The 26,254-nt window shown below is 58.0% G+C and carries 24 protein-coding genes; 8 read left to right on the plus strand and 16 right to left on the minus strand.

Features of this window, described 5'->3' with window-relative positions; translation table 11 throughout:
• Positions 1-109: 109 nt before the first annotated feature.
• Positions 110-853 (plus strand): SDR family NAD(P)-dependent oxidoreductase, encoded by a 744-nt coding sequence (locus QPM17_RS14775; protein WP_285391599.1) that lies wholly within the window; start codon positions 110-112, stop codon positions 851-853.
• A 30-nt stretch (positions 854-883) separates the two neighbouring features.
• Here the strand turns inward: QPM17_RS14775 and QPM17_RS14780 are convergent, their stop codons facing one another.
• From QPM17_RS14780 to speA, 3 genes are all read right to left on the minus strand, one after another.
• Complete coding sequence (locus QPM17_RS14780; RefSeq protein WP_285391600.1) at positions 884-1,528, minus strand: ChrR family anti-sigma-E factor; 645 nt, start codon at positions 1,526-1,528, stop codon at positions 884-886.
• Complete coding sequence (locus tag QPM17_RS14785; RefSeq protein ID WP_340366897.1) at positions 1,525-2,124, minus strand: sigma-70 family RNA polymerase sigma factor; 600 nt, start codon at positions 2,122-2,124, stop codon at positions 1,525-1,527. The genes QPM17_RS14780 and QPM17_RS14785 overlap by 4 nt, the downstream gene beginning before the upstream one ends.
• Positions 2,125-2,276: 152 nt before the next feature.
• Positions 2,277-4,187, minus strand: coding sequence for a biosynthetic arginine decarboxylase (speA, locus tag QPM17_RS14790; protein WP_285391603.1), 1,911 nt, complete (start codon positions 4,185-4,187; stop codon positions 2,277-2,279).
• A gap of 177 nt (positions 4,188-4,364) precedes the next feature.
• On the opposite strand from speA, the gene speE reads away from it, so the two are divergent.
• Positions 4,365-5,246, plus strand: coding sequence for a polyamine aminopropyltransferase (speE, locus tag QPM17_RS14795; protein WP_285391605.1), 882 nt, complete (start codon positions 4,365-4,367; stop codon positions 5,244-5,246).
• A gap of 225 nt (positions 5,247-5,471) precedes the next feature.
• On the opposite strand, the gene QPM17_RS14800 is transcribed toward speE, so the two are convergent.
• The gene (locus QPM17_RS14800; protein WP_285391606.1) at positions 5,472-6,752 is read right to left on the minus strand and encodes an ammonium transporter; all 1,281 of its coding nucleotides are present in this window, start codon (positions 6,750-6,752) and stop codon (positions 5,472-5,474) included.
• 71 nt (positions 6,753-6,823) lie between these two features.
• Positions 6,824-7,162 (minus strand): P-II family nitrogen regulator, encoded by a 339-nt coding sequence (glnK, locus tag QPM17_RS14805; RefSeq protein ID WP_004578958.1) that lies wholly within the window; start codon positions 7,160-7,162, stop codon positions 6,824-6,826.
• Positions 7,163-7,554: 392 nt separating this feature from the next.
• Between glnK and QPM17_RS14810 the strand changes: the two genes are divergently transcribed.
• The 3 genes from QPM17_RS14810 to trmB all read left to right on the plus strand — a co-directional run bounded on the left by QPM17_RS14810 (position 7,555) and on the right by trmB (position 10,243).
• Complete coding sequence (locus tag QPM17_RS14810) at positions 7,555-7,809, plus strand: accessory factor UbiK family protein (protein WP_137437090.1); 255 nt, start codon at positions 7,555-7,557, stop codon at positions 7,807-7,809.
• A gap of 59 nt (positions 7,810-7,868) precedes the next feature.
• Positions 7,869-9,392 (plus strand): YifB family Mg chelatase-like AAA ATPase, encoded by a 1,524-nt coding sequence (locus QPM17_RS14815; protein WP_285391607.1) that lies wholly within the window; start codon positions 7,869-7,871, stop codon positions 9,390-9,392.
• A gap of 134 nt (positions 9,393-9,526) precedes the next feature.
• On the plus strand, positions 9,527-10,243 hold the full coding sequence (trmB, locus tag QPM17_RS14820) for a tRNA (guanosine(46)-N7)-methyltransferase TrmB (RefSeq protein ID WP_285391608.1): 717 nt from the start codon (positions 9,527-9,529) through the stop codon (positions 10,241-10,243).
• Positions 10,244-10,261: 18 nt separating this feature from the next.
• On the opposite strand, the gene QPM17_RS14825 is transcribed toward trmB, so the two are convergent.
• The 10 genes from QPM17_RS14825 to QPM17_RS14870 all read right to left on the minus strand — a co-directional run bounded on the left by QPM17_RS14825 (position 10,262) and on the right by QPM17_RS14870 (position 19,352).
• Entirely contained in the window at positions 10,262-10,795 is a 534-nt protein-coding gene (locus tag QPM17_RS14825) for a hypothetical protein (RefSeq protein ID WP_285391609.1), read from the minus strand.
• Entirely contained in the window at positions 10,795-11,955 is a 1,161-nt protein-coding gene (gene hemW, locus QPM17_RS14830) for a radical SAM family heme chaperone HemW (RefSeq protein ID WP_285391610.1), read from the minus strand. Before hemW ends, QPM17_RS14825 begins: the two co-directional genes overlap by 1 nt.
• Positions 11,952-12,560, minus strand: a complete 609-nt coding sequence (gene rdgB, locus QPM17_RS14835) for an RdgB/HAM1 family non-canonical purine NTP pyrophosphatase (RefSeq protein WP_285391612.1) — start codon at positions 12,558-12,560, stop codon at positions 11,952-11,954. The genes hemW and rdgB overlap by 4 nt, the downstream gene beginning before the upstream one ends.
• Complete coding sequence (locus QPM17_RS14840; RefSeq protein ID WP_285391613.1) at positions 12,560-13,015, minus strand: DUF4426 domain-containing protein; 456 nt, start codon at positions 13,013-13,015, stop codon at positions 12,560-12,562. Before QPM17_RS14840 ends, rdgB begins: the two co-directional genes overlap by 1 nt.
• Complete coding sequence (gene metW / locus QPM17_RS14845) at positions 13,012-13,614, minus strand: methionine biosynthesis protein MetW (RefSeq protein WP_285391614.1); 603 nt, start codon at positions 13,612-13,614, stop codon at positions 13,012-13,014. The genes QPM17_RS14840 and metW overlap by 4 nt, the downstream gene beginning before the upstream one ends.
• On the minus strand, positions 13,611-14,759 hold the full coding sequence (metX, locus tag QPM17_RS14850; protein WP_285391616.1) for a homoserine O-succinyltransferase MetX: 1,149 nt from the start codon (positions 14,757-14,759) through the stop codon (positions 13,611-13,613). Before metX ends, metW begins: the two co-directional genes overlap by 4 nt.
• 169 nt (positions 14,760-14,928) lie before the next feature.
• Positions 14,929-16,893, minus strand: coding sequence for a dynamin family protein (locus QPM17_RS14855; protein ID WP_285391617.1), 1,965 nt, complete (start codon positions 16,891-16,893; stop codon positions 14,929-14,931).
• A gap of 244 nt (positions 16,894-17,137) precedes the next feature.
• Positions 17,138-17,719, minus strand: coding sequence for a YggT family protein (locus QPM17_RS14860; protein WP_285391618.1), 582 nt, complete (start codon positions 17,717-17,719; stop codon positions 17,138-17,140).
• A 23-nt stretch (positions 17,720-17,742) separates the two neighbouring features.
• Positions 17,743-18,576, minus strand: a complete 834-nt coding sequence (gene proC / locus QPM17_RS14865) for a pyrroline-5-carboxylate reductase (protein WP_285391619.1) — start codon at positions 18,574-18,576, stop codon at positions 17,743-17,745.
• 83 nt (positions 18,577-18,659) lie between these two features.
• The gene (locus tag QPM17_RS14870) at positions 18,660-19,352 is read right to left on the minus strand and encodes a YggS family pyridoxal phosphate-dependent enzyme (RefSeq protein WP_285391620.1); all 693 of its coding nucleotides are present in this window, start codon (positions 19,350-19,352) and stop codon (positions 18,660-18,662) included.
• Between the two features lie 146 nt (positions 19,353-19,498).
• Here QPM17_RS14870 and QPM17_RS14875 point away from each other — a divergent pair, with 146 nt between their 5' ends.
• The 3 genes from QPM17_RS14875 (at position 19,499) to QPM17_RS14885 (ending at position 23,349) form a co-directional block, all read left to right on the plus strand.
• Complete coding sequence (locus QPM17_RS14875) at positions 19,499-20,533, plus strand: type IV pilus twitching motility protein PilT (protein WP_285391621.1); 1,035 nt, start codon at positions 19,499-19,501, stop codon at positions 20,531-20,533.
• Between the two features lie 173 nt (positions 20,534-20,706).
• Positions 20,707-21,828 (plus strand): PilT/PilU family type 4a pilus ATPase, encoded by a 1,122-nt coding sequence (locus QPM17_RS14880; protein WP_285391622.1) that lies wholly within the window; start codon positions 20,707-20,709, stop codon positions 21,826-21,828.
• 153 nt (positions 21,829-21,981) lie between these two features.
• A complete protein-coding gene (locus QPM17_RS14885; RefSeq protein ID WP_340366869.1) occupies positions 21,982-23,349 on the plus strand; it encodes an OmpP1/FadL family transporter in 1,368 nt (455 codons plus the stop codon).
• A gap of 64 nt (positions 23,350-23,413) precedes the next feature.
• Here the strand turns inward: QPM17_RS14885 and polA are convergent, their stop codons facing one another.
• Positions 23,414-26,158 carry a DNA polymerase I gene (gene polA, locus QPM17_RS14890; RefSeq protein WP_285391624.1) on the minus strand — a complete coding sequence of 915 codons (2,745 nt, stop codon included), beginning with the start codon at positions 26,156-26,158 and terminating at the stop codon, positions 23,414-23,416.
• Positions 26,159-26,254 lie beyond the last annotated feature (96 nt).

Genomic DNA, 26,254 nt, shown 5'->3' on the forward strand with positions numbered 1-26,254 from the left:
TTTAATCCCTGGTTCACCAGAAAGGCCGGTCTGATGAGGAGAATTTTCGTATTGGTTCAATGAATTCATTTAATCGAGGGGCCTGGCCCCGCAAGGCGGGAGTTTTTTGATGAAACAGGTGTTGATTGCCGGGATTTCGGGGGCCATTGGTGGCGCTCTGGCCAAGCGAATCCTGAAGCAGGATTCGGAAGTGTCGCTCATCGGGTTGTGCCGTGATCCGTCGTCCGTGGTCCTGGGTGAGGCACCGGATGGCCGGGTCACACTGATTCCGTGGGATGCGGTGGAGCACGGAGGCGCCGGAGCGCTGAGGGAGAGACTGAAGCAGGCGCTGTCGGAGGAGTCAGGGCTGGATACGGTGATCTACGCAGCAGGGATACTCCATGGTGCAGGAATGACTCCCGAGAAACGGCTGGAGGACCTGGATGCACAGGCATTCGCCCATGCCTTCGCCGTCAATGCCACCGGCTTTGCGATGCTGGTCCAGGCGATCTCTCCGTGGCTCCTTCACCGGCGCTGCAAACGCATTGTGGCGATATCTGCCAAGGTCGGCTCCATCACCGATAACGGATTTGGCGGATGGTATGCCTACCGAAGCTCAAAGGCAGCGCTGAATATGCTGGTGCGTAACCTGTCTATTGAGCTGCCCAGGAAATACCGGCCACTGGCCTGTGTCGCCGTGCACCCGGGCACCACTCTATCCCCATTGAGCAAACCTTTTACCCGGTCGCTGGCCCAATTGCAGGTTCATGAACCAGGGGAAACAGCGGAGAATATCCTGCGTGTGACAGAGGGGCTGACGGAAAATGAAAACGGAACCTTCCTGAGTTGGGATGGTTCCGCTATTCCATGGTGATGGGCAAAGCGCTGAGACAGCAGTGCTGTCTCAGCGAATGAAGGGGTTCAGTAACCGGGTGAAGGTTCCGGTGAGTTTGACCGGTGCGCTCAGTACCGACAGCGTAATGCAGTCTTCACAACCGACGGCGACAGGTTTGTGCTCGTCTTCCTGGTTAAGAACGACAAAGTCCCACTGGTTGAATACGCCCTTCTGATCGGCAAAAGCCCCCTGCAGGACAATCGTCGTCTCGTCTCCCCGATGGGTGTGGGCTGGTGCCTTGCCGCCTGCCGCCAGCTTCTGCAACACCACCTGCTCACTCTGGCCCGGAAACTTTTCGCTGATATCCAGCACACTGACGTCGCCCAGCTGGCGCTTCCAGGGCAGGTCATTCAGATCGTCGCCAAGAAGTTTCTGTAACGGGCTCATGCGCCTGGCCTGTGCGCTGATGTACTTCTCGGTTATGTCCGGCTCGCTGTCAATGCGAGACAGGATGGAGTCAAACATATCCGAAGAAACATCCACCTGTGGCTGGCTTTCCATCATTACAGCACCCAGGCTGTCGAGCGTATCAACACGGCTACGGCAGTGAGGACACTGGTCCAGGTGAAGTCGGATACACAACGCATGAGGCTCGCTAAGATTGCCTGCACTGTATTCCATCAGAGTTAGCGTATCTGGATGATGCCGTGTCATACGTTCTGGTCCTGCAAAATCACTTTCAGTTTGTTCAGTGCCAGACGAACCCGGCTTTTGACGGTACCCAACGGGATGTTCAGCTCGTCAGCCACCATCTGGTGTGACTTGCTTTCCATGTAAACCTTGGCAATGACGGTAATCTGCTCCTCCGGAAGATGACTGAGGGACTCACGAACCCGTCGTTCCGACATCAGGCGGTGCAACGAGGTGACCGGCTCGTCTTCGTTTTCCCCGGGAATCTGCCACAGGTCTTCAGTTTCCACTGGCATTTCCGCGCTCGTACGCTTCATCTTGCGAAGCATGTCGATACGCTGGTTCCGGGCAATGGTGAAAATCCAGGTGGAGGCAGCAGCCTTGCGCCAGTCGTAAAGACAGGAGCGCCGCCAAATGGAGACGAACACTTCCTGGACCAGTTCTTCCGCATGACTGGCCAGACCGTTGGCCATGGCGTAATACTTGATCTGCGGGCCAAAATGCTCAAACAGAGCATGGTAGGCCTGGCGGTCCTGGTGCTTACCCACCTTTTCCAGCATCTGGCTCCAGGGGTCCTTACGGCCCTCTGCCCGTGCCGGCTTCTGATCCAGTGTCGTCACCGGATGCTCCTTGACTGTCGCATGATTGGAAATTGTTCTATTGATCATTCTATGCACTCGCCCCGGCTTTGTCAGTGACGGTATGTACGTGGAGCGCGCATAGCTGGATCAGCCAGGATGTGTTTTTCGTGAATTTCCTGTTCCTGTCCTTTCTAGTCTTCCAGATAGGTGTAGCCTTCAAGGCCGTTGCCAAGCTCCTGCAGCAGAGTTGCCTGCTCTTCCGCAGGCAGTCCGCTGGCAGCGAACTTTTGCTGGTAGGCCCTGAGCAGGGCAGCGGGCTCAAAGTTCACGTACTGCAGCACCTTGGACACGGTATCTCCCTGTATAGGCTCACTGATGGTATGGCCGCCACCCGGATGACGCCGCACATCCACCGAGTGGGTATCGCCGAACAGATTGTGCATGTCACCGAGGATCTCCTGGTAGGCGCCGGTCATGAAGAATCCCATAAGCATGGGTTCTTCCGGCCTCTCTTCAGGCAGGGGAAAAGTGGTCTCGATACCCTGGCCGTCCACATAGCGGTCAATCCGCCCGTCAGAGTCACAGGTAATGTCCTGGATCACCGCGCGCCGGTTCAGGGGGCGGTTCAGCCCGTTGATAGGCATGATCGGGAAAATCTGGTCGATCCCCCACACATCCGGTAACGACTGGAACAGAGAAAAGTTCACGAACAGCTTTTCCGCCAGCTTTTCGTTCAGCTCATCAATAATTTCCCGGTGTGCGCGGTTAGCTGAATTCAACTGGTCCCTCAGAATCCTGCAACCGGTGGTGTAGAGCGTTTCTGCGTTTGCGCGGTCGGCCAGGGATAAAAGACCGTGAGCAAACTGGGTGTGCACATCCGCCATGGCGTGGAGCAGGTCATGGTAGATCTCAGCGAGGGACCTGGGCGACCCCTCGTCCTGAAGGCTTTCCAGATCTCGCCACAGATCCTGGAGAGGTGCCGGAGCATTGCTGGCCGGCTGCCTGGGCTGGCGATTGTCTGGCACCTCCCTGTCAATAACATTGGTGACCAGCACCGAATGGTGGGCCGTCAATGCCCGTCCTGATTCGCTGATCAGATCGGGGTGGGGGATGCCGGCACGGTCGCACTCTGATTGCAGAATATGGACCACGTTGTATGCATATTCATGCATGCTGTAGTTCATGGAGCAACTGCTGCGGGACCGCGTGCCCTCATAGTCCACGCCAAGCCCCCCGCCGATATCCACGGTGCCCACCGGTGCCCCCATATGCCGCAACTCGCTGTAGAAGCGCGCGCACTCTCGCAGCCCGGTCTGGATGTCGCGAATATTGGCAATCTGTGAGCCCAGGTGGAAGTGAAGCAGTTGCAGGGATTCCAGAGCACCCGCATTGCGCAGGGTTTCAACCACATCCATTACCTGGCTGGCGGACAGTCCGAATTTTGACTTCTCGCCACCGGTATTCTGCCAGTTCCCCTTGCCAATGGTCGCCAGACGCGCCCGCACGCCAATCAGCGGTGTCACCCCGAGATGGCGGGCCTCGTCCAGGATCAGCGGCAGCTCGGATTGTTTTTCCACGACAATAAATACCCGGTGCCCCAGCTTCTGCCCAATCAGAGCCAGGCGGATGTATTCCCGGTCTTTGTAACCATTGCAGATGATAACGGAACCCGATTGCCGGGACAGTGCCAGAACTGCCATAAGCTCCGGCTTGCTGCCAGCTTCCAGGCCGATCTGGTTGCCACTGGCTGCCGGCTCGGCGCAGAGCAGCTCCTCGACCACCCGCCGCTGCTGGTTGACCTTGATGGGATAGACCGCGGTGTAACCTCCCTGATAGCCGTGTTCTGTCGCGACTTTGTTGAAAGCGCCGCAAAGCTTGTTCACCCGGTCGTGGAGAATATCGGTAAAACGGATCAGAACCGGCAGCTGCACCCCTTCGCTGACCAGGGATCGGGTCAGGTCCGGCAGGTTGATGTCCTCACCACTGCGGCCCCGGTCTGGCCGAATAAGTACCTCGCCGCGGGGATTCACATCAATATAGCCGTCGCTCCAGTGGGCGATGTTGTACACCTTGTGGGCGGCACTGCCAGTCGGTTCATTCATCGTGCTTTCCTGTGCTGAATCCGGAGCCGGCAATCTGCCGGCTTATGGCGGTCATTGTATGGATTCCACCGGTCTGCTGAAAGAACCATGTCGGAAAAACCGTGGCCAGACGGGATGCCAGGCACCTACAATACCTTCAATACGATCAGGCTCGACACGCAAATCCGGAGACACGAAATGACTGTACTGAACGACGGCTGGTTTACCGAGGTATTCCAGGACCAGGGAACCGCATTTTCCCTGCAGGTCAAAAAGAAGTTGCACGAAGAACAGACCGAATTCCAGAAGCTGGAAATCTGGGAAACGGAAACCTTCGGCAACCTGATGGTACTGGACGGCTGCGTGATGCTGACCAGTCGTGACAACTTCCTCTATCACGAAATGATGACCCATCCGGCCCTGTTCACCCACAGGGACCCGAAAAAGGTTGTCATCGTCGGCGGGGGTGACTGTGGCACTCTGAAAGAGGTGCTCAAACATCCGGGCGTGGAAGAAGCCTGGCAGGTGGAAATCGACGAGCGTGTTACCCGCTTATCGGAACAGTACTTCCCCGAGCTGTGCGAATCCAACACCGACCCTCGCGCCAACTTCTTTTTCGGGGACGGCATCCAGTGGATCCGCGACGCGGTGCCGGAAAGCCTTGACGTCATCATCATCGACAGCACGGACCCGGTGGGCCCGGCTGAGGGGCTGTTTGCGCTGGACTTCTATCGCGACTGCATGATTGCGCTGCGCGAAGGCGGCATCATCGTCCAGCAGAGCGAATCACCGCTGCTGCACACCAACACCATTATCAAGACCATCCACGATGATATGAAAAAGGCCGGCTTTGACCACGTCAGAACCCTGCCATTCCCGCAGCCGGTTTATCCCACCGGGTGGTGGAGTTGCACTATGGCTGGAAAGGAAAAGCCGGTGGTGTATTTCCGCGAGGAAGACGCCGATCAGCGGCCGTTTGTGACTCGTTATTATAACGCGGATATCCACCGTGGCGCCTTGGCGATGCCGCAGTTTATGGTGGATGTGTTGGAAGATGAGGTTATGTCGAGCGAAAGATAAGAGTTGGCGGAGGAGGTGGGAGGGGGCCTTTCCGGGATCGTCAAAAACATGGATGTTTTTGTCGAGCGTACATGGACGTATTCACAGCGTATCCCGGAAAGGCCCCCTCCCACCTCCGGCATGCTCTCAGGTCTGCGTGTCGGATTACGCTTTGCTAATCCGACCTACTAAGTCAAAAAAAGGGCGCCCGCGGGCGCCCCTCTTTCGATCCAGTGTCAGCCGATGTTACTTGCTGCTGACAAACTCCGGATAGGCTTCCATGCCACACTCGGACAGATCCACACCTTCGTACTCTTCCTCTTCGCTAACCCGGATACCCATGACCGCCTTGAGGATGCCCCAGACAATCAGGCTGGCTACGAAGACCCAGACGAAGATGGTGAGCATGCCGACCAGCTGGCCCATGAAGGTTGCATCCGCGTCGGACAGAAGTACCGCGAAGATACCCCAGATGCCAACCACGCCGTGCACCGAGATGGCGCCCACAGGATCATCGATACGCAGCTTGTCGAGTGTGACTATCGAGAATACCACTATGATGCCGCCGATAGCGCCGATGATGGTGGCCAGCAGGGGCGAAGGGTCAGCGGGCTCGGCAGTGATTGCCACCAGGCCAGCAAGGGCGCCGTTCAGGGCCATTGTCAGGTCGGCTTTGCCGAACATGATGCGGGCGACGATCAGCGCACCGATCAGGCCGCCGGCCGCGGCTGCGTTGGTGTTCAGGAACACGTTGGCAACCTCGTTGGCCACACCGATACCACCCAGCTTCAGGGTAGAACCGCCGTTGAAGCCGAACCAGCCCATCCACAGAATGAACGTGCCGAGAGTCGCCAGCGGCAGGTTGGCACCCGGGATAGCGTTGATCTGGCCCTTCGAGCCGTACTTGCCTTTACGGGCACCCAGCAAAAGAACACCTGCCAGGGCTGCCGCAGCACCAGCCATGTGCACGATACCGGAGCCGGCATAGTCGCTGTAGCTGAGCTCGTACAGGCCGAAGACCGCATCGCCGTTCCAGGTCCAGGAACCCTGCATCGGGTAGATGAAACCACACATAACAACGGCGAAGGCCAGGAAAGCCCAGAGCTTCATACGCTCGGCCACGGCACCGGAAACGATGGACATGGCTGTGGCGACGAATACAACCTGGAAGAAGAAGTCAGAAGCACCGCTGTACTCACCCATTTCACCGAAGCCGGACTCGGTAGATGCAGCAATAACACTGGCCACGGCTGCATCGTCCATTTCAGCAACGGTGGTGATACCGCTGAGGAAAAGACCGCCTCCGTACATGATGTCGTAGCCGACGATCAGGTACATGGTGCAGGCAACGGCAAACAGGGCAACGTTCTTGGTAAGGATTTCGGTGGTGTTCTTGGCACGCACCAGGCCTGCTTCGAGCATCGAGAAACCCGCAGCCATCCACATGACCAGGGCGCCGCAGATCAGGAAGTAGAAGGTATCCAGTGCATACTGGAGTTCAAAGATATGATTAAGATTGCTTTCCATGTGAAGCCCTCCGCACGAGGCTTTTCAAGTTATAGATTTTTGCGTTGGCTGTCTGGTTGATCAGGCCGTGATCAGACCGCTTCTTCGCCGGTTTCCCCGGTTCGGATTCGGATGGCCTGTTCCAGTTCGGTCACGAAAATTTTGCCGTCACCAATTTTTCCGGTGTTGGCGGCCTTGGTGATGGATTCGATGACCTGGTCCAGCAGGTTGTCGCCGATAGCAACTTCAACCTTGACCTTGGGTAGAAAGTCCACCACATATTCTGCGCCGCGGTAGAGTTCGGTATGACCCTTCTGGCGACCGAAGCCTTTGACTTCAGTGACCGTTACGCCTTGTACGCCAATCTCGGATAGTGCCTCACGGACATCATCCAACTTGAAAGGCTTGATGATCGCTGTCACAAGTTTCATTGCTTTCTCCTTGGTAAAGCCGTCTCAACGCCTGGAACTCTTCGGCCCGTTGTTGAGGTCGGGATGCTGCCACCTCGCACACCAATTGTGCGGATTGCGTACAAGGCTTTTAGCATCGGGTGTGCCAACGCAAAAAATAACAATAGTATCAGTATCTTGAGTATATGCTGATCCAAAATGGATCGTCAGGCCGCACCATTTCGGGGCTTGCCTGTCTGAGGTGAACCATAATGATGCACCAGTCATGTGCAACCATTAACAGCTGCCACAGCCGCATTATACTGCTGATAGGGTACAGTATGGCAGTGCTGGCAATGTGTTACACTTCCGACCTTCGTACCGGTGCCAGAGCGGGACCGAATTCAAGAGATTCAAAGCCAACGAGGTGATTTGTGAAAGGTCCGCAGGATTTCTTTACCCAGCTTCAGGGTCAGTTTGGCCAGTTTGTTCCCGATATGGCCCGCGCTGCCCGTGAGGACTTCGAGGCTCAGGCCCGTGCAACCGTCATGACTGTGCTGTCGCGCCTTGAGCTGGTGACCCGTGACGAATTTGATGCCCAGCAGGCGGTTCTGATGAAAACCCGTGAAAAGGTCGAGGCGCTGGAAAAGCGCGTGGCCGAGCTGGAGCAGCAGTCCCCGAAGAGCTGACAGGCAGGAAGCCAGTCGGGCGGCCGAGCCGCCAATACCCATAACCATGGAAGGTTGTCATGTTTGCCGTCGTCCATACCCGCGCCAGTATTGGCGTATCCGCTCCGTCCGTTACCGTTGAAGTCCACCTGTCCGGAGGCCTGCCGGCGCTTTCCATTGTCGGGCTGCCTGAAACAGGGGTTCGCGAAAGCCGGGAGCGTGTCCGCAGTGCCCTGCTCAATGCAGGCTTCGAGTTTCCCGCCCGCAGGATAACCATCAATCTGGCTCCCGCCGACCTGCCCAAGGAGGGAGGCCGCTTCGATCTGCCTATTGCTCTGGGCATCCTGGCTGCATCCGGGCAGATTCCTGCGGAGAGCCTTGCCCAATATGAGTGTGTGGGAGAGTTGTCCCTTGACGGCGCGCTTCGTCCCCTCAAGGGGGTTCTCCCCGCTGTACTGGCAGCGCGCAAAGAAGGCCGGCAGCTGCTTGTCCCCCAGGCCAACGCCCGGGAAGCGGCGCTGGCCAGCCAGGACGATGTGCTTCCTGCAGGCCACCTGTTGACAGTGTGTGAGCATCTGTGTGACCGGGCCCGTATTTCTCCGGTGCCTGCTGCAACGCTGGAGGGGAGTGTGAGACCAGGTCCTGATCTGGCCGATGTGCGGGGACAGAATGTGCCGCGCAGAGCGTTGGAGATTGCAGCGGCTGGCGGACATAACCTGCTGATGTTTGGCCCGCCGGGCACCGGGAAAAGCATGCTTGCGAGCCGCCTGCCCGGTATTCTGCCGCCGCTGACCACAGAGTCAGCCCTGGAAGTGGCCAGCATTCATTCCGTGGCCGGATTGCCGGTCCAGGATGGGGACTGGTGCCGTCCGCCGTATCGGGCGCCACACCATACCGCTTCGTCCGTTGCCATGGTTGGAGGGGGAAGCAGCCCCCGGCCCGGGGAAATCTCCCTGGCCCACCGTGGCGTACTCTTCCTCGATGAATTGCCGGAGTTTGGGCGCCGTGTACTGGAAGTGCTGAGGGAGCCTATGGAGTCGGGTGAAATCGCCATCAGCCGTGCCGCCAGGCAGGTGACCTTTCCTGCCCGATTTCAGGTCGTGGCGGCCATGAACCCTTGCCCCTGCGGCTACCTGGGGCATCCCTCGATCGAGTGCCAGTGTACGCCGCAACAGGTGCTCCGTTATCGGGCAAAGATTTCAGGGCCCTTACTGGACCGCTTTGACCTCCATGTAGAGGTGCCGGTGCAGAGCGGTGAAGTACTGATGCAGCGGGAAGGCGATGGCGAGTCCAGCGCCGTCGTGCGTGAGCGTGTTAACCGGGCCCGTCAGCGGCAGATTGAGCGTGGAGCCGTGAATTCCGCCCTGGGCGGAAGTGATCTTCATGACCACTGCCGGGTGGACCAGGCCGGTGAGACCATGCTGTCCTCGGCCATGGAGCGCCTGGGCCTGTCGGCCCGGGCTCTGCACCGCATTCTCCGGGTGGCGCGAACCCTCGCCGACCTGGAGGGTCAGCAACGTATTGGTAGTGGTCATCTGGTGGAAGCTCTGGGTTATCGCAAGCTGGACCGGCAGCAGACCAGGAATGCGCAGGTGTCCCTGTGAGCCATTCGTGGCTGGCAAGGGGCTGACGGGCACAGAAACCTGGCGGTATAGTGGCGTCTGCAGCAATTCACTCTGATAAACTGTCGATATAACCCATTGAAGATGAGCCGCGAAAGGGCGGTTGAGGACGTCAGATGACCGATCAGAATGATGTTTCCGGCGATTCCCCTGTTACCACACGCCGTGGTGTGCGCAGTTTTGTATTGCGGCAGGGTCGAATGACAGAAGGGCAGAAGAAGGCCTATGAACGCAGTTGGCCCAAGTATGGCCTTACCCGCGAGCAGGGTATGATCGACCCGCGGGAGGTGTTTGGCCGGGACAATATGCTCAACCTGGAGATCGGGTTCGGCATGGGCAAGTCCCTGGCGGATATGGCGGAGGCAGCTCCGGAACAGGACTTTATCGGAGTGGAGGTGCATCTTCCGGGTGTCGGTGCCCTGCTGAAGGAAATAGAAGACAGGGGGCTGGAGAATATCCGGATCTACGCCATTGATGCCAATGATGTGATTGATCTGTGCCTGCCGGATGCGGCCCTTGACCGGGTGATGGTGTTTTTTCCGGACCCATGGCACAAGAAGCGCCACCACAAGCGGCGGCTGATTCAGCACGATTTTGTCCAGCGCCTTCGTCACAAGCTTCGAGTGGGCGGTATCCTGCACCTGGCCACAGACTGGGAGGACTACGCGGAATACATGATGGAAATCATGAGTGAGTCGGAAGGTTTCGCGAATGCTCAGGAGCCAGGCCAGTATTCCCCCCGCCCGGAGGACCGCCCTATTACCAAGTTCGAGCAGCGCGGCGAAAACCTGGGGCATGGGGTCCGGGACCTGGTGTTCTACCGCACAAACTAGAGACCTGTTCTGTGGACGTTATCCGTGCGCCAGCGGATGACGTCTGGCAGCGCGGATAATCACCAGCCCGGCAGCGCCCAGCATAAGCCCGGTAAACTTGATCAGCGCGCACACGGTTGCGGACAGGCTGATCAGATCTGTGGGCGGGTCCATGTTGTTGAGCAGCAGGATATTTTCGGCCATGTCCCCGGTGCCCGCAGCCACAAACAGGGCCTTGACCCACCGCGCTACATTACGCTCCCGCACGCCCGGTCTGTCGCGGCTCAGGTGATTGGTCAGGAGAATCAGGGTAACCAGGTAGGCAGGGACGAACAGGAAGTCCAGCCACAATGAAATCTGGGCCCATAGCAGGCCCTCCTGCCGCCAGCTCCGGATGATGGCCATGGACTGGTCGGCCGTAGCCGCCATCTGGAAGCTGACAATACCCTGGGGCGCCGAGCCTGTCTGGAGTGGCTGGTTGACTAGCAGCAGAATAAGCAACAGAGCTGCTGTTACCAAAAGGCTCAGGTTGAGCCTCTTGGGGAGCAGGGTCAGAAGGCGCGGCAATGGCATCAGAGGAAGCGCTCCAGCAAGCTGTTCAGATATCGCTGACCGAGTTCCGTGGTCTGTATTCGCCCCGGTACCAGCAGGTTTTCTGTTCTCAGTTCATCAAGTTTTACCGCAACTGTGCTCAGGGGTAAACCTGTACGCTCTGTAAACAGGTTTTCCGGCACCCCGGACGTCAGGCGCAGGGCGTTCATCAGGAATTCCAGGGGGCGTTCGTCAGGCTCGATGTCCTGACTGCCCGCGGTGCGGCTGCCGATCCGGTTCAGGTAGGCTTCGGGTTGCCGGGTTTTCCAGAAACGCCGCATGTCGCCGTTGCGCAGCGTAACCTTTCCGTGGGCTCCGGCGCCAAGGGCCAGGTAGTCGCCAAACATCCAGTAATTCAGGTTGTGGCGGGACGCCATTCCCGGCCGGCTCCAGGCTGACACCTCGTAATCCGCGAAACCCTGTTGGTGCAGAAAATCCGCGCCCTGGCGATAGATCTCCCACAGGTGGTCCTCGTCCGGCAGGGAGGGTGGGCGACTGTAGAATTCGGTATTGGGCTCAAGGGTCAGCTGGTACCAGGACAGGTGTGGAGGCTCCCACGCCAGGGCTGCCTCCAGGTCGGCAATGGCCTGTTCAGGCGTCTGGCCCGGCAGCCCATGCATCAGGTCGAGGTTGAAGTTCTCGAAACCAGCGTTGCGGGCCGCTTCAATGGCCCGGTGGGCTGCCTTGTCGTCGTGGATGCGTCCCAGTGCTTCCAGACGCTGCGCATTGAAGCTCTGGATTCCAATGGACAGGCGGTTGATCCCTGCTGCCCGGAAACCCTGGAATCGGCGTTGTTCAACCGTGCCGGGATTGGCCTCCAGGGTGATTTCGGCATCGTCAGTAAAGCACAATTGTTCCTGTAGCTGGCGGAACAGGCCTTCGTAGAAGTCCGGCGACATCAGGGAGGGGGTGCCGCCACCAATGAACACCGTCTGAACGCTGCGGCCCTGAACCAGGGGAAGGTCGCTGGCAAGGTCCTCCATGATTGCCTTCAGGTAGCGGTCTTCAGGAATCTCGCCGGTCAGCGCGTGAGAATTGAAATCACAATAGGGGCATTTCTTCACGCACCAGGGAACATGAATGTACAGGCTCAGCGGTGGCAGTTCCCCATGCTGCCAGGCACTCGCAGTGTCGATATTCACGCCGCCCCGGTACCCAGTTGCTCAAGGAGTTGGGCGAGAGCTCGCCCGCGGTGGCTGATTCTGCTTTTGTCTTCGCGGGACAGCTCAGCCGCGCTGGTTCCTGTTTCGGGTACCCGAAACACCGGGTCGTATCCAAACCCGCCTTCGCCCCTGGGCTGTTCGAGGATATGTCCGGGCCATCGGCCATGGCAGATGATGGGGGTCGGGTCATCGGCATGACGCAGGTACACCAGGACGCAGTGGAATTGAGCGGCGCGTTGTCCTTCCGGAACCCCTTCCATGGCGGACAGCAGCGCACGGACGTTGTCCTGATCGCTCGCAGATTCGCCGGCATAGCGTGCCGAGCGTACACCCGGTTCGCCGCCAAGTGCGTCGACCGCAAGCCCGGAGTCGTCTGCCAGGGCAGGCAGGCCGGTAATGCGGGCAGCGTGCCGAGCTTTGAGGATGGCATTTTCCACAAAGGTGACGGCGGGCTCCTCTGCCTCGCCAACCCCCAGCTCGCCCTGGGCGACCGGTGTCAGTCCCAGGGGCTTGAGCAGGTCAGCGAGTTCAGCGATTTTTCCCTTGTTGTTACTGGCAATCACCAGTGTGTCAGTGGTAGCCATCAGTCATTGAACAGCGTATGGGTGAACCGGACAGGAAGGTCCTGTTGGGCGCCAGTGGGCCTTGCGGTTATCTCAAAGGTCATCAACTCGGCGTCGCTGTACTGGTATTCCGCAATAAAGTAGACGGCATTGCCTTCCTGAATACGGCGGAAAGCCAGAAATTTTGGCTGCTGTACCTCATTCAGGACCTTGCCTTCTACCTGGCCGGATACAGGCTCCAGGCCACCGTTGTCGGTTTCCTGCATGATGGATATGTTAACAATTCCAATGCTCTTGCTGCGATTCAGGTTGTTTTCGCGAGCAACCTCAGGCGCAAGGAAAGTGCTGGGGAAAACACTCCAGTGTACCTGGAACTCGCCGAAGTCCTTCGAGCCGGCATGGCTCTGGGCGGAAAGTAAAGTCAGGCATGCCAGCGACAGCAGGGCAAGCCAGTGCGTGAGAATCTTCTTGGTCATGAATCCTCCCGGGTTATCCGATAAATGGCAATCTGTCCCAGCATGTTGGGCCATAGGCGGCTGAGCCAGCGATCCTGATGCTCACCATCCACCACCGTACGGGTAAGGATGCGGTAGCCTTTGCGGTAACACAAGGCCTCGAAATCCTTGAAGGTGCACAGATGAATGTTTGGTGTGTTGTACCATTTATACGGCAGGGTTTCGGATTCGGGCATACGGCCTCGACGCATCAGGTACCAACGCAGCTTCCAGTAGGCAAAATTGGGGAAGGTGACGATGCCCTCGCGGCCTACCCGAAGCATTTCATCCAGTACCATGTCCGGGCGGCGAACCGCCTGTAATGCCTGGGTCATCAGTACCGTGTCGAATGTCTCGTCCTCGAAGTTGCCCAGCCCCTGCGTGTCCAGGTTCTGCTCAATGACGGACACTCCGCGTCCCATACAGGTGGTGATATGGTCGGGATTGATTTCGAGGCCAAATCCGGTGGCCTGTTTCTCCCGCTGGAGGTAGTCAAGCAGAGTGCCGTCGCCACAGCCAAGGTCGAGCACGTGACTGCCGGGCCTGATCCACTGTTCGATAATTTTCAGGTCTGTTCTCATGCGCCCACCTCCCGCGCGACCCTATCCATATAGGCCTCGAAGATTGCAGTGTACCTTGGCGTTGGGATCAGGAAGGCGTCGTGGCCCCAGGGGGCGTCGATTTCGGCATAACTGACCCTGCGCCGGGCCGCGATCATGGCGTTCACCAGTTCCTCCGAGCGTGCCGGAGTAAATCGCCAGTCGGTGCTGAACGACAGCACAAGGAATTCGCAGCGGGCGCGGAGCAGGGCTTTGGCCAGATCGTTATCGTGCTCATAGGCGGGGTCGAAATAATCCAGTGCCCGGGTCATCAGCAGGTAAGTATTGGCATCAAAAGATTCCGAAAAGCGTTCACCCTGGTAACGAAGGTAGCTTTCCACCTGGAACTCCGCGTCATATCCGAACTTGTAGGCCTGATCCCGCAGTTCCCGGCCAAACTTCTCGCCCATGGAGGCGTCTGACAGGTAAGTGATATGCCCCACCATGCGTGCCAGCATCAGACCACGGCGCGGCAGGGTGTTGTGTTCGTAATAGCGGCCGTCATGGAACTCACGGTCAGAAGTGATGGCCTGCCGTGCCACCTCATTGAACGCGATGTTCTGGGCGCTGAGGCGTGGAGTGGAGGCGATGACGACGGCGTGTTTCAGGCGGTCCGGATAGTCCAGGCTCCATTGCAGCGCCTGCATGCCGCCCAGAGAGCCGCCTACCACTGCCGCCCAGCAGTCTATGCCCAGCCGGTCGGCAAGCAGGGCCTGGCTGTGCACCCAGTCCCGGACCGTAATAACGGGGAAATCTGGCCCATAGGGCTGGCCTGTCTGGGGATTGGTGCTGCCGGGGCCGGTGCTGCCATGGCAGCCACCCAGGTTGTTCAGGCTGACCACAAAGAAGCGGTTGGTGTCTATGGGCTTTCCCGGGCCTATGCAGCTGTCCCACCAGCCAGGCTTGCGGTCATCCTCGCTGTGGTAGCCCGCCGCATGATGATGGCCGCTGAGCGCATGGCATATCAGCACCGCGTTGCTGGCATCGGCGTTGAGCTTGCCATAGGTCTCGATCACCAGGTCGTAGCTTTCCAGCGTCCGGTTGCAGGCCAGGGTAATTGGCGTGTCGAAGTGCAGTGTCTGCGGGGTGACTATCCCTACAGAATCCGTTGGCAAGGGATCGGGCATTGGCGCGACAGGTTCCTGATTCGGTCCGGTTTATCTGCAATAACATGGAGGCAATGGCCGCGCAGGAGAGCCCCGGATGAAGTTGGGCTCGATCGAGAGCCAGGCTGATTGCCAGCCAAGCAGTTTAAAGGCCGGCCTGCCAGGCTGCAACCGCCATCTCCGGCGCTGCTCAGACAGCGCCGGAGATATTGACCACTTTCTGCTGGATCAGGGTTGGTGCGGGTTTGCGAATCTGGCGCTGCATGGCATCCGCCAGTTCCAGCTGCCGCTTCAGGTCAGAGATGGTGTTCTGCAGTCTTTCCCGTTCAGCGCGGCTATCCCGGTCGCTGCGTACCATATCCCGCAGGCGGCGGATCTGGTGCTCCAGCAACTGCTTCTGCTCCATGGAGTACTGCATGATGGGTAGCAAAGCTTCCGAGGGCCAGCGTTCGACGTCTGCCCGGACCCGCTGATGCAACGTGCGTGCTTCACCCACCATGACATTGAAAAAGCGACGCACCAGCAGTGACTGTTCCGTCAGCAGGTTTTTCGGGCTGATGCGGAAACGCCTGGCTTTTTTACGCAGTTCGCGGACGGCGATGACATGACGTCCGGCCCGCAGAGGTATCGGTTCCAGATGGCGCGCCCGGGTGTCTTCGTTATAGCGTCGATAGATTGCTCCGACCATTTTTTCTGCAAGGCGCCCCTCGCTGAGGAGATTGTTCAGGTCGCTTTCCAGTAGCTCGAAGAAATGATCCATGCTTTGGTTCATGCCGGCGGTCGTCCAGCTTTTCGACATTTTCTGGCGGATCTTCTCGGCATGGGCTTCAAACCGGTCCTCGCCCACCAATCCTTTGAGCATCTCGCCCTGTGACTCCATCAGTCTGCGGCTGGAGCGCAGGGTGATCAGTTTCTTGTAGTAAAAGTCGTAGTCCCGCTGTGCGCGGTCTGCCAGACGGCGCAATGCATCCTTGTCCATGGTAACGCCGGAGCATGCTTCCAGCTCTTCCTCCAGGGCACCGAGCCGGGTCTGCATGGCAGCCTGACTGTTCTGAAGCATGCCCAGCAGATCGTTGATCAGGCTCTGGGTGATCAGTTGTTCCTTGTGCATCAATATGCGCTGGATAATCAATTGTTCCAGCTGGCCAAGGTTCGAGCGCCCAAACAGTTCTTCATCGCCCTTTACACGAGCCAGCAGGCCCTGTTTGGCAGAGAGAGGGATCACGTCGTTCTGGCGCATGCCAAGATGGTCGGCTGTGTAGCCACGTACCCGATCGATGGCTTCCTGGGTATGCTTCTCGCCCTGAAGATCGTCCCAGAGCACATCAATCTTGTTCAATACGGCAAAGCGGCCTGCGCGGTGGTCCGCGTGCTCGGTATCGATATGCTCTTTCCAGATGGTCATGTCGCTGGCGGTGACGCCGGTATCGGCGCTGAGCAGGAATATGATGGCGTGTGCCCGGGGCAGCATGCTGATGGTCAGTTCCGGCTCCGAGCCCAGCGCATTGAGGCCCGGGGTGTCCAGAATCCTGAGGCCGCGCTCGAACAGAGGGTGGCGGATGCTGACCTGAGCGTTCCGCCAGGCCGGGACCAGGACGTTGCCGGGCCTGTTACGATCATGCTCCAGCATGTCTTCGTCGAACCCTAGGCCGCGCGCTTCCTGGGGGGTAACACTCTTGACCCGAGCCACTTCGGCCAGAACCTCACGCATGATTTCCGGGTCGCGCTCATCGAGATCATGTTTGACCCAGCGCTCGGGTTGCTTGCGTAGCTGCTGAAGGGACAGCTCGCCGGTGCGGGTTTCGATGGGAAGGAGTAACAGGTAATTGCTGTTTGATGTGCGATCAAAAAACAGCTCGGTCGGGCACATAGTGGTGCGACCAGCCTGGGACGGCAGCATGCGCTGGCCATACTCGGAGAAGAACAGGGCATTGATCAGCTCGGTTTTGCCACGGGAATACTCACCGACAAAGGCAATGGTAAGCTCATCTTCAATCAGCAGTTCCAGCCCATGGCGGATGCGATTGCTGACATCATCCGAGAACAGGTTGTTGTCCTGAAGCCACAGGCGATACCGGCCGATCTGTCTGATCAGTTCCTTTTTCCAGCCATGGTAGGCTTCGACCTGCTGCGACAGGGTACCTTGCTTGTTCATCGGACCATCCTTCTGCGCGACTTCCGGGCGACTGCGTTGGCTATTGGTTGGGTAAAGCTGTGTCAAAAATATAGTTAATGTTACCGCAACTGCTGGGAAAATCTGCGAGGCGGGTCACGGGTCTGTATGCCAATGCGACGGTGGGCTGCAAAAAAATGCAGCTGATTCAGTCACATGAATCAGCTGCTCGGGACGGTAGCATTATTGTCCTGATGTGTAACGGAATGTGTTTCTGGGAGTTGGTCTACATTCCGACGAGCGATCCCATGCCAGCGGCGACCTTCATGTGATCAATCACCACTGAAATCACGTTGAGGATCAGGAACACGATAATGGGGGAAAGATCCAGCCCGCCAAGGGATGGCATCACGCTACGGACCGGCCGCATCACCGGCTCGGTGATCTGTGCAACCAGCTGTATGGCTGGATGGTTGCTTTGCGGAGCGATCCAACTGACCACCACAACAGCGATGACGGACCAGAAGTAGATCTTGACGATCAGATCCAGCACATTGAGTATCGACCAGCTCAACAGGGTGAGCGGATTGATGGCAGGAATGCTGCTGTTCAGGGCAACCAGTATCAGGAAAAAGGTGATGGCCTGAATGATGACCGCCAGTACCAGGGCAGCGCCATCAATGCCTCCCCAGCCGGGAATGAAACGGCGAAGAGGGCGTAGCAGAGGATTGGTGGCCTTGACCGCAAACTGCGAGATGGGGTTGTAAAAGTCTGCCCTTGCCAGTTGCAGCAGGAAGCGTAGCAATACCACCGTCAGGTAAAACGTCGAGGCAATGAGCAGGATGGTGATCAGAATGTCAGCCAGCATGAAGCCGTGTCTCCCGTTATCGGTTACTGTTTCTTGGCAAGTTCTTTGGCCATTTCCCCGGACCGTTTATAGGCTGCGGTATAGGCTTTCTTCACCAGGTCCCTGAGGCCACCTTCTTCAAAGGCCTGGATGGCCCGCTCGGTAGTACCCCCCGGTGACATGACATTGCGCTTGAGCTGGCCAGGATCATGTTCGCTACGCCCTGCCATTTCGGCGGCGCCTGCCATGGTCTGGATGGCAAGGGCGCGGGCGGTTTCACTGGCGATGCCTGCGTCGGTTGCGGCTTCTTCCAGGGCTTCCAGCATCAGGAAGAAGTAGGCCGGGCCACTGCCGGAAAGGGCGGTGACCGCATGCAGCAGAGATTCGTCCTCTACCCACAGGGCGGAACCAATACTGTTAAAGACCGATTCCACCATGGCCTTCTGCCTGTCCTTTACCTGGTCGTTGGCGTAGAGACCGGCCGCTCCCTTGCCCACCAGAGAAGGGGTGTTCGGCATTACCCGTACCAGAGGCAGGCCGCCACCCAGCCATTCATCCAGGGTCGATGCTTCCAGGCCTGCGGCAATGGACACCATCAGCGGGCGGGTATTCTGCACCACTGGTGCAATGTCCGAACAGACGTCAGCCATAACCTGAGGCTTGACCGCCAGTACCACCATGTCCGCCTGCTGGGCGCAGTAGCGGTTATCGGTAGTAACGCTGACGCCAAACTGCTTTCGGATGGATTGAAGGTGGTTGTCGTCGGGGGCGCTGACCCAGATATTGGCAGCCTGAAAGCCGCTGTCCAGCATGCCACCGATGATGGCGCTGGCCATGTTGCCGGCGCCGATAAACGAAATCGTTGGTGATGTGCTCAAGGTTCACTCCACGTTTGGATCAGTAGTGGTCAGTTGTCGATCTGCTGCTGATGATAACAGGATCTGCAGCCATCAGCCTCCGCTTACCGTGGCCCGAACAGGGCTGTTCCCACCCTGACCCAGGTAGAGCCCTCTTCAATCGCCATCTCCAGGTCGCCGGACATCCCCATGGACAGTGTGTCCAGTGGGCCGGAAGCCGGTGCTTCCTGCCGGAGTTTTTTCAGGGCGTTGGACAGCTTGCGGAAACTCGACCGTAGTTCCGCCTCTGGCTGGTCCGGGTCCGGAATTGCCATCAGGCCCCTGAGCGAGAGGTTGGGCATCTCTTCTATGGCGTCCGCCAGTTCAGTGAGATCTTCAAGTGAGCAGCCGGATTTGGAGTCTTCGTTGTTGATATTCACCTGAAGACAGATGTTCAGGGGAGGGAGTGCGCGGTTTCGCTGATCATCCAGTCGCTGGGCAATCTTGACACGGTCGACGCTGTGAACCCAGTCGAATGCCTCGGCAATCTGGCGGGTCTTGTTGGACTGGATCGGCCCTATGAAATGCCACTCAATGTCCTTCAGGTCGGCAAGGGCATCAATCTTGTCCAGTGCTTCCTGCACATAGCTTTCACCAAATGCGCGCTGGCCGGCGTCATAAGCGGTACGAAGGGCATCTGCGGACTGTTTTTTGCTAACAGCCAGCAAATGTACCGATCCTGCCTTGCGGCCGGCCCTCAATGTTGCTTTTTGTATGCGTCGGGTTACGGTCCCGATGTTGTCTGCTATGCTGCTCATAGTGCGAATCCGCCGACTCCGGTCTGTCACTGATACGGTGACACGTTACCCGCAGGTCACTGAAATGCCAAGTGAAGCTGTTCGGGGCCTGCTGCCGGAAGACGGCGCATACCGGGATAAAAGAAAAACGCCTTCCGAGGACCCCTATGGATATTACTGAACTGCTTGCCTTTTCGGCCAAACAGGGCGCATCAGACCTGCACCTTTCGGCCGGCCTTCCTCCGATGATCCGTGTTGATGGTGATGTTCGTCGTATCAACCTTCCGCCCATGGAACATAAAGAAGTCCACGGGCTGATCTACGACATCATGAACGACAAGCAGCGCAAAGACTACGAAGAGTTTCTGGAAACCGACTTCTCGTTCGAGGTTCCGGGGGTTGCCCGCTTCCGTGTCAACGCGTTCAACCAGAATCGGGGGGCCGGCGCGGTCTTCCGGACCATTCCGTCAAAAGTGCTTACCATGGAAGACCTGGGCATGGGCCAGGTGTTCAAGGATATCGCTTCTGTACCTCGTGGCCTGGTGCTGGTCACCGGCCCGACGGGTTCCGGTAAGTCCACCACGCTGGCGGCGATGATCGACTACATCAACGACAGCCGCTACGAACACATCCTCACCATTGAGGACCCGATTGAATTCGTGCACGAATCCAAGAAATGCCTGCTCAACCAGCGGGAAGTACATCGTGACACCCTGGGCTTTAACGAAGCCCTGCGCTCGGCGCTGCGGGAAGACCCGGACATCATCCTGGTGGGCGAGCTGCGGGACCTTGAAACCATCCGCCTGGCGCTGACGGCCGCTGAAACCGGCCATCTGGTATTTGGCACCCTGCACACCACCTCGGCGGCGAAAACCATCGACCGGGTAGTGGACGTGTTCCCGGCGGAAGAGAAATCCATGGTCCGTTCCATGTTGTCGGAATCTCTGCAGGCGGTTATCTCCCAGACCCTGATGAAGAAAATGGGCGGCGGCCGGATTGCGGCCCATGAAATCATGATTGGTACCTCGGCGATCCGTAACCTGATCCGCGAGGACAAGATTGCGCAGATGTACTCCGCGATCCAGACCGGCGCTTCCCTGGGCATGACGACCCTGGACCAGTGCCTGGAAAAACTGTTGAAGAAAGGCCTCATTTCCCGCGAAGCGGCAAGAATGAAGGCGAAAATGCCGGACAACTTCTAGATTTCATCGAAGGCTGGGCACACTGTTCGGGGGGTGTCGGGCAGGGGCTGTTCCAGGGACGTCAAAAACATGGATGTTTTTGTCGAGCGTACACGGACGTATTTACAGCGTGCCCTGGAACAGCCCCTGCCCGACACCCGGACACCGAAAGTCAGAAAAATAGGTAGAAAATCATGGAATTCGAAAAACTGCTCCGTTTGATGGTGGAAAAGGGCGGCTCCGACCTTTTTATAACAGCCGGCGTGCCACCCTCCATGAAGGTGAATGGCAAGGTGTTACCGGTTACAAAAAACGCCCTGACCCCGGAGCAGACACGGGAGTTCGTGTATGGCGCCATGAACGACAAGCAGCGGGCCGAGTTCGACGAAAGCCACGAGTGCAACTTTGCCATCAGTGCCCGCGGCATTGGCCGTTTCCGTGTCAGTGCGTTCTTCCAGCGTAACCTTTGTGGCATGGTGCTGCGTCGGATTGAGGTGAAGATCCCGCAGATTGATGACCTGGCGTTGCCGGAGATCATCAAGGATCTGGCCATGACCAAGCGCGGCCTGATCATGTTCGTGGGTGCTACCGGTACCGGTAAGTCCACCTCGCTGGCGGCCATGCTCGGGCACCGCAACCGCAACAGCCGCGGCCATATCATCTCCATTGAAGACCCCATCGAATTCGTCCACCAGCACCAGGGCTGCATTGTTACCCAGCGGGAAGTGGGCATTGATACCGAAAGCTTTGAAGTGGCACTGAAAAACACCCTGCGCCAGGCGCCGGACGTGATCCTGATCGGTGAGGTGCGTACTCGCCAGACCATGGAATACTCGGTGCAGTTCGCCGAAACCGGCCATCTGTGTCTGGCCACGTTGCACGCCAACAACGCCAACCAGGCGCTGGACCGGATTATCCAGTTCTTCCCGCCGGAGCAGCACAATCAGATCTGGATGGACCTGTCGCTGAACCTGAAGGCCATTGTGGCCCAGCAGCTGATTCCGACACCCGACGGCCAGGGCCGCAAGGCGGTTATCGAAGTTCTGATCAATACGCCGCTGGTCGCAGACCTGATTCGCAAGGGTGAGGTCCACCGGCTCAAGGAACTGATGTCCAAGTCCAACGAGAGCGGCATGCGCACCTTCGACCAGGCTCTGTACACGCTTTATGCCGAGGGCTCCATCACCTACGAAGACGCGCTGGCCCATGCCGACTCGGCCAACGATCTGCGCCTGATGATCAAACTGGGTACTGACTCGCAGGGGGCGGACAAGCTTGCATCCAGCGTCGACAAGTTGTCGATTCAGGATGATTGATCAGGAATTGGACTAAAGTCGTAATCGGTTAGCTTTCTGAATCAGTAGTCATGGTAATTGAGGCCGCTGACTCCTGATGCGTATACTCCTCCCGACGATCAATAGGGAGGGGTTATGTGCAAAAACAAGGTATTAGCAAGATCAGCCGTCCGAGTGGCTGTTCTTTCGACGCTGGTGGCACCCGCCGGGGTCTGGGCTGGCGGTTTTTCGCTCAATGAACAGAGTGCCAGCGCCATGGGCGTTGCGAATGCGGGAACCGCAGCCAATCCTGAGAATGCCACCACTGTATTCTTCAATCCGGCTGGCATGAGCCAGCTGTCTGGTACCAATCTTTCGTTCGGCGCGGCGGTGCTTGATATTGATGCTGAGCTCAAGGAAGGCACCGGTAGCGCAGTCCGTGATGACGGTCGCCCTGTTAACGGTGGAACCGGCGGTGACATTGCCGACCCGGCTGTACTTCCGAATGTCTATATGACCCATGAGGTGAACAGCTGGCTGGATGTGGGCTTTGGTCTGCATGCACCCTATGGTCTGGCAGCGGACTACGGGGATGACTTCAAGGGCCGTTTCTTCGCTGACGAGACAGAATTGACCGCCATCGCTTTCAGCCCCTCCATTGCCGTCAATGACGGCAATGGTTTCTCCATGGGCGCGGGCATCAATGTTATCTACGCTGAGGGCAAGCTCACCAAGTTCCAGGACTACAGTGGCACTGAAGCCCGCTTCGGCCTCCCGCCGGGATCATTTGACGACGGATATGCGGATGTTGAAGGTGATGACGTTGCACTTACCTTTGCGTTCGGGATGCTGTGGGAGCTCACCGACCGAACCCAGTTTGGCTTGTCTGCCCAGACCGGAACAGAGCTGAACCTTGATGGCGATGCGGAAATCAGCAACTTCCCGCAGGGCAGCGCGGGCTCCGGCGGCCTGACGTTCAGCCAGTCCACAGTGACTGAAAAGGCGACGGTGCCGTTGGAGATTCCGGAGAGCATTACGTTCGGTGCCCGCCACCACCTCACGGACAAGGTGACTCTCCTGGCCGGAGCAACCTGGGCGAAGTGGAGCCGCTTTGAAGCGCTGGATATCGTCAGTCGAGAGGACAATGGCCCTGTTTCTTCCCGCACCGGGCCGGAGCTGGGCGATGACAGCCTGATCGCCCATGTGTCGGAGAACTGGAAAGATACGTGGCAAGCCAACGTCGGTGCTATCTGGCAAGCGACACCGGAATGGGCTCTGAAAGCGGGCTATGCCTGGGATGAGTCGCCGGTGAACAACGACTTCCGCACAGCACGGATTCCATCCGGCGACCGCGACTGGCTGACGCTGGGTGCACAGTATGCTGATGCCCGTTCAGGCTGGACGGTGGATGTCGCTGCTGGCGTATTGCTGTTTGACGATCAGGACGTTGACGAACAGAACTACGACGTCAATGACGAGCCGATGCCGGGCGCAGCCCGTTTTCAGGGTACTTACGAACTTGATGCCTGGAGTGCAGGCGTCCAGGTCAGTAAATCGTTCTGATCTTTTCTTGCTGAGGCTGGCCGGGTTCTCCGGTCAGCCGACCACCTGCCCGCGATAGATCCTTCTAGTGTGCTTCGTCCCAGTTATTGCCGACGCCGGCTTCCACCAACAGGGGAACATCCAGCCTGGCAGCGGCTGACATGCGCTTCTCCAGGCCTTCGCGGATACGGTCTATCGCTGACTCCCGCACTTCCAGAATCAGTTCATCATGCACCTGCAGGATCATGCGGGCATCTTCCCTGTGGTTGTCCAGCAGCCAGTCTTCCACACTGACCATGGCACGCTTGATGATGTCTGCGGCGGTTCCCTGCATGGGGGCGTTGATGGCGGTACGTTCAGCGGCTTGCTGCATCTGCTTGTTGCGGGCGTTGATCTCCGGCAGATACAGGCGACGACCGAACAGCGTTTCCACATAACCGTCATCGTGAGCCTGCTTGCGAATGTTATCCATGTACCTGAGTACGCCAGGGTAGCGCTCGAAGTAACGATCGATGTATTGCTGGGCCTGGTTGCGGCCTACATCAAGCTGGCGGGCAAGGCCGAAGGCAGACATGCCATAGATAAGCCCGAAGTTGATGGCCTTCGCGCTTCGGCGCTGATCTCCCGATACATCCTCTACGGCTACGCCAAACACTTCCGCTGCTGTGGCCCGGTGAATGTCCTCGCCCTTCTCGAAGGCATCCAGCAGACCCTTGTCTCCAGACAGGTGCGCCATGATGCGCAGCTCAATCTGGGAATAGTCTGCCGCCATCAGCTTGAAGCCGTCCGGTGCTATGAATGCCTGGCGAATTCGCCGGCCCTGTTCCGTGCGGATGGGGATGTTCTGCAGGTTGGGCTCTGACGAAGACAGTCGCCCGGTGGCCGTTACCGCCTGGTGGTAGGATGTATGGATCCGGCCAGTACGGTGATTGATCAGCTCCGGCAGGGTGTCAGTGTAGGTGGATTTGAGTTTGCTCAGGCTGCGATGTTCCAGGATCAGTCGCGGCAGGGCATAGTCGTGTGCCAGTTCCTGCAATACGGGCTCGGCTGTGGACGGAGCGCCTTTCGGGGTTTTCTTCACGACCGGCAGCCCCATCTTGTCGTAAAAGATGGTTTGAAGTTGCTTGGGGGAGCCCAGATTGAAGATTTCGCCGGCCTCTTCGTGAGCTTCCTTTTCAAGCTCCGCCATGCGTTCTGCCAGTTCCTGGCTATGCCTGCGGAGGGTGCTGGCGCTGATCATGGCGCCCCGTTGCTCCATTCTTGAGAGTACTGGCACAAGTGGCAGATCAATGTTTTCGTACACCTCCAGAAGACGGCCGGTTTTCTCAAGTTGCGGTCGCAGCACCTGGTGTAGACGCAGGGTGATGTCAGCATCTTCCGCGGCGTAAGGGGCTGCCTGCTCCAGATCAATCTGGTTGAAAGTAAGCTGTTTCGCCCCCTTGCCGGCAATGGACTCGAAGGTGATGGTCTGCTCGCCCAGGTACTGCATGGCCAGGGAGTCCATGTCGTGGCGCGAGCCCACCGAATTGAGAACGTACGACTCCAGCATGGTGTCCTCGGCAATGCCTTCAAGGTCGATGCCATGGTTGGCCAGAACGTTCTTGTCGTACTTGAGGTTCTGGCCCAGTTTGGGCTTTTTCGGGTCTTCAAGCAGTGGCTTCAGCTGGTTCAGCACGGCATCCCGGTCCAGCTGCTCAGGTGCCCCCATGTAGTCATGCCCCAGTGGAACATAGGCAGCTTCACCCGGTTCGATGGCAAAGGAGACGCCGACGACTTGCGCCTCCATGTACCTCAGACTGGTGGTTTCAGTGTCGAACGCGAACAGGGTTGCCTTGCTCAGCCGCTCAATCCATTGATCAAGCTCTGTCTGGTCCGTGATGACAGAGTACTTCTTTTCTTTCAGGGTCGTTTGTCGATTGCTGTTATCGTTGCCATTCCCGGCACGCTTGGTGTCGGAGGCACCGTTGGCGCCATTTTCGAGCTCTGCAATCCAGGAGCGGAGTTCGTACTCGCGGAACAGTTCAAGCAGTTTTTCATCGTCCTGGGTCCTCAGCTTCAGGTCTTCCAGTCCGAATTCGAGGTCCACATCAGTCCTGATGGTGGCCAGTTCCCGGCTCAGTGGCAGGGTTTCCCTGGCTTCGCGCAGGTATTCGCCAATCTTGCCCTTGACCTCATCAGCGTGCTCGATAATGTCATCCAGGTTGTCCCAGGTCTGCAGCCATTTAACCGCCGTCTTGGGACCACATTTGTTCACCCCGGGAATGTTGTCTACCTTGTCGCCCACGAGTGCCAGGTAATCCACAATCTGTTCCGGTGCAATGCCGAACTTTTCAATCACGCCCTCCCGGTCCATGTGGGTGTCAGTCATGGTATTGATCAGGGTGACATGGTCGCTTACCAGCTGGGCCATGTCCTTGTCACCGGTGGAGATCACGACATCAATGCCTTTACTGGTAGCCTCTTCTGCAAGAGTGCCAATCACGTCGTCGGCCTCCACACCACTGACGATCAACAGTGGCAGACCCATGGCACGAACCATGTCGTGGATTGGCTGGATCTGCACAGCCAGATCGTCAGGCATGGGGGGACGGGTGGCCTTGTAGTCTTCGTACAGGTCGTTGCGGAAGGTCTTGCCCTTGGCGTCAAAGACCACCACCATCTTTGAACCAGGGAAGTCCTGCTCCAGCTTCCGGATCATGCTGATAACGCCCTTGATGGCTCCGGTTGGGTGTCCTTTGCTGGTCATCAGGGGTGGCAGGGCGTGATAGGCACGGAAAAGGTACGATGAACCGTCTACAAGAACCACGGGCGGGGTTTGCTGTTGTGTCATATCAAAACGGATCCGGATTCTGATTGAAGCGTTGAATGGCTTGTGCAACTCTGACACTACAGTGGCATTTGTTCACAGTGTCAGGGCGGCTTTGGG

The organism is Marinobacter azerbaijanicus (genome assembly GCF_030250645.1).
Lineage (GTDB): Bacteria > Pseudomonadota > Gammaproteobacteria > Pseudomonadales > Oleiphilaceae > Marinobacter > Marinobacter azerbaijanicus.

What these genes read in the sequence shown, in the direction of transcription:
- QPM17_RS14855 (WP_285391617.1), bottom strand. Translation starts at nt 16,893, where the DNA reads ATGAACAAGCAAGGTACCCTGTCGCAGCAGGTCGAAGCCTACCATGGC.
- glnK (WP_004578958.1), bottom strand. Translation starts at nt 7,162, where the DNA reads ATGAAACTTGTGACAGCGATCATCAAGCCTTTCAAGTTGGATGATGTC.
- metW (WP_285391614.1), bottom strand. Translation starts at nt 13,614, where the DNA reads ATGAGAACAGACCTGAAAATTATCGAACAGTGGATCAGGCCCGGCAGT.
- rdgB (WP_285391612.1), bottom strand. Translation starts at nt 12,560, where the DNA reads ATGGCTACCACTGACACACTGGTGATTGCCAGTAACAACAAGGGAAAA.
- QPM17_RS14860 (WP_285391618.1), bottom strand. Translation starts at nt 17,719, where the DNA reads ATGCTGGCTGACATTCTGATCACCATCCTGCTCATTGCCTCGACGTTT.
- QPM17_RS14840 (WP_285391613.1), bottom strand. Translation starts at nt 13,015, where the DNA reads ATGACCAAGAAGATTCTCACGCACTGGCTTGCCCTGCTGTCGCTGGCA.
- metX (WP_285391616.1), bottom strand. Translation starts at nt 14,759, where the DNA reads ATGCCCGATCCCTTGCCAACGGATTCTGTAGGGATAGTCACCCCGCAG.
- speE (WP_285391605.1), top strand. Translation starts at nt 4,365, where the DNA reads ATGACTGTACTGAACGACGGCTGGTTTACCGAGGTATTCCAGGACCAG.
- QPM17_RS14780 (WP_285391600.1), bottom strand. Translation starts at nt 1,528, where the DNA reads ATGACACGGCATCATCCAGATACGCTAACTCTGATGGAATACAGTGCA.
- QPM17_RS14825 (WP_285391609.1), bottom strand. Translation starts at nt 10,795, where the DNA reads ATGCCATTGCCGCGCCTTCTGACCCTGCTCCCCAAGAGGCTCAACCTG.
- QPM17_RS14870 (WP_285391620.1), bottom strand. Translation starts at nt 19,352, where the DNA reads ATGAGCAGCATAGCAGACAACATCGGGACCGTAACCCGACGCATACAA.
- QPM17_RS14880 (WP_285391622.1), top strand. Translation starts at nt 20,707, where the DNA reads ATGGAATTCGAAAAACTGCTCCGTTTGATGGTGGAAAAGGGCGGCTCC.
- speA (WP_285391603.1), bottom strand. Translation starts at nt 4,187, where the DNA reads ATGAATGAACCGACTGGCAGTGCCGCCCACAAGGTGTACAACATCGCC.
- QPM17_RS14800 (WP_285391606.1), bottom strand. Translation starts at nt 6,752, where the DNA reads ATGGAAAGCAATCTTAATCATATCTTTGAACTCCAGTATGCACTGGAT.
- trmB (WP_285391608.1), top strand. Translation starts at nt 9,527, where the DNA reads ATGACCGATCAGAATGATGTTTCCGGCGATTCCCCTGTTACCACACGC.
- polA (WP_285391624.1), bottom strand. Translation starts at nt 26,158, where the DNA reads ATGACACAACAGCAAACCCCGCCCGTGGTTCTTGTAGACGGTTCATCG.
- QPM17_RS14775 (WP_285391599.1), top strand. Translation starts at nt 110, where the DNA reads ATGAAACAGGTGTTGATTGCCGGGATTTCGGGGGCCATTGGTGGCGCT.
- QPM17_RS14815 (WP_285391607.1), top strand. Translation starts at nt 7,869, where the DNA reads ATGTTTGCCGTCGTCCATACCCGCGCCAGTATTGGCGTATCCGCTCCG.
- QPM17_RS14875 (WP_285391621.1), top strand. Translation starts at nt 19,499, where the DNA reads ATGGATATTACTGAACTGCTTGCCTTTTCGGCCAAACAGGGCGCATCA.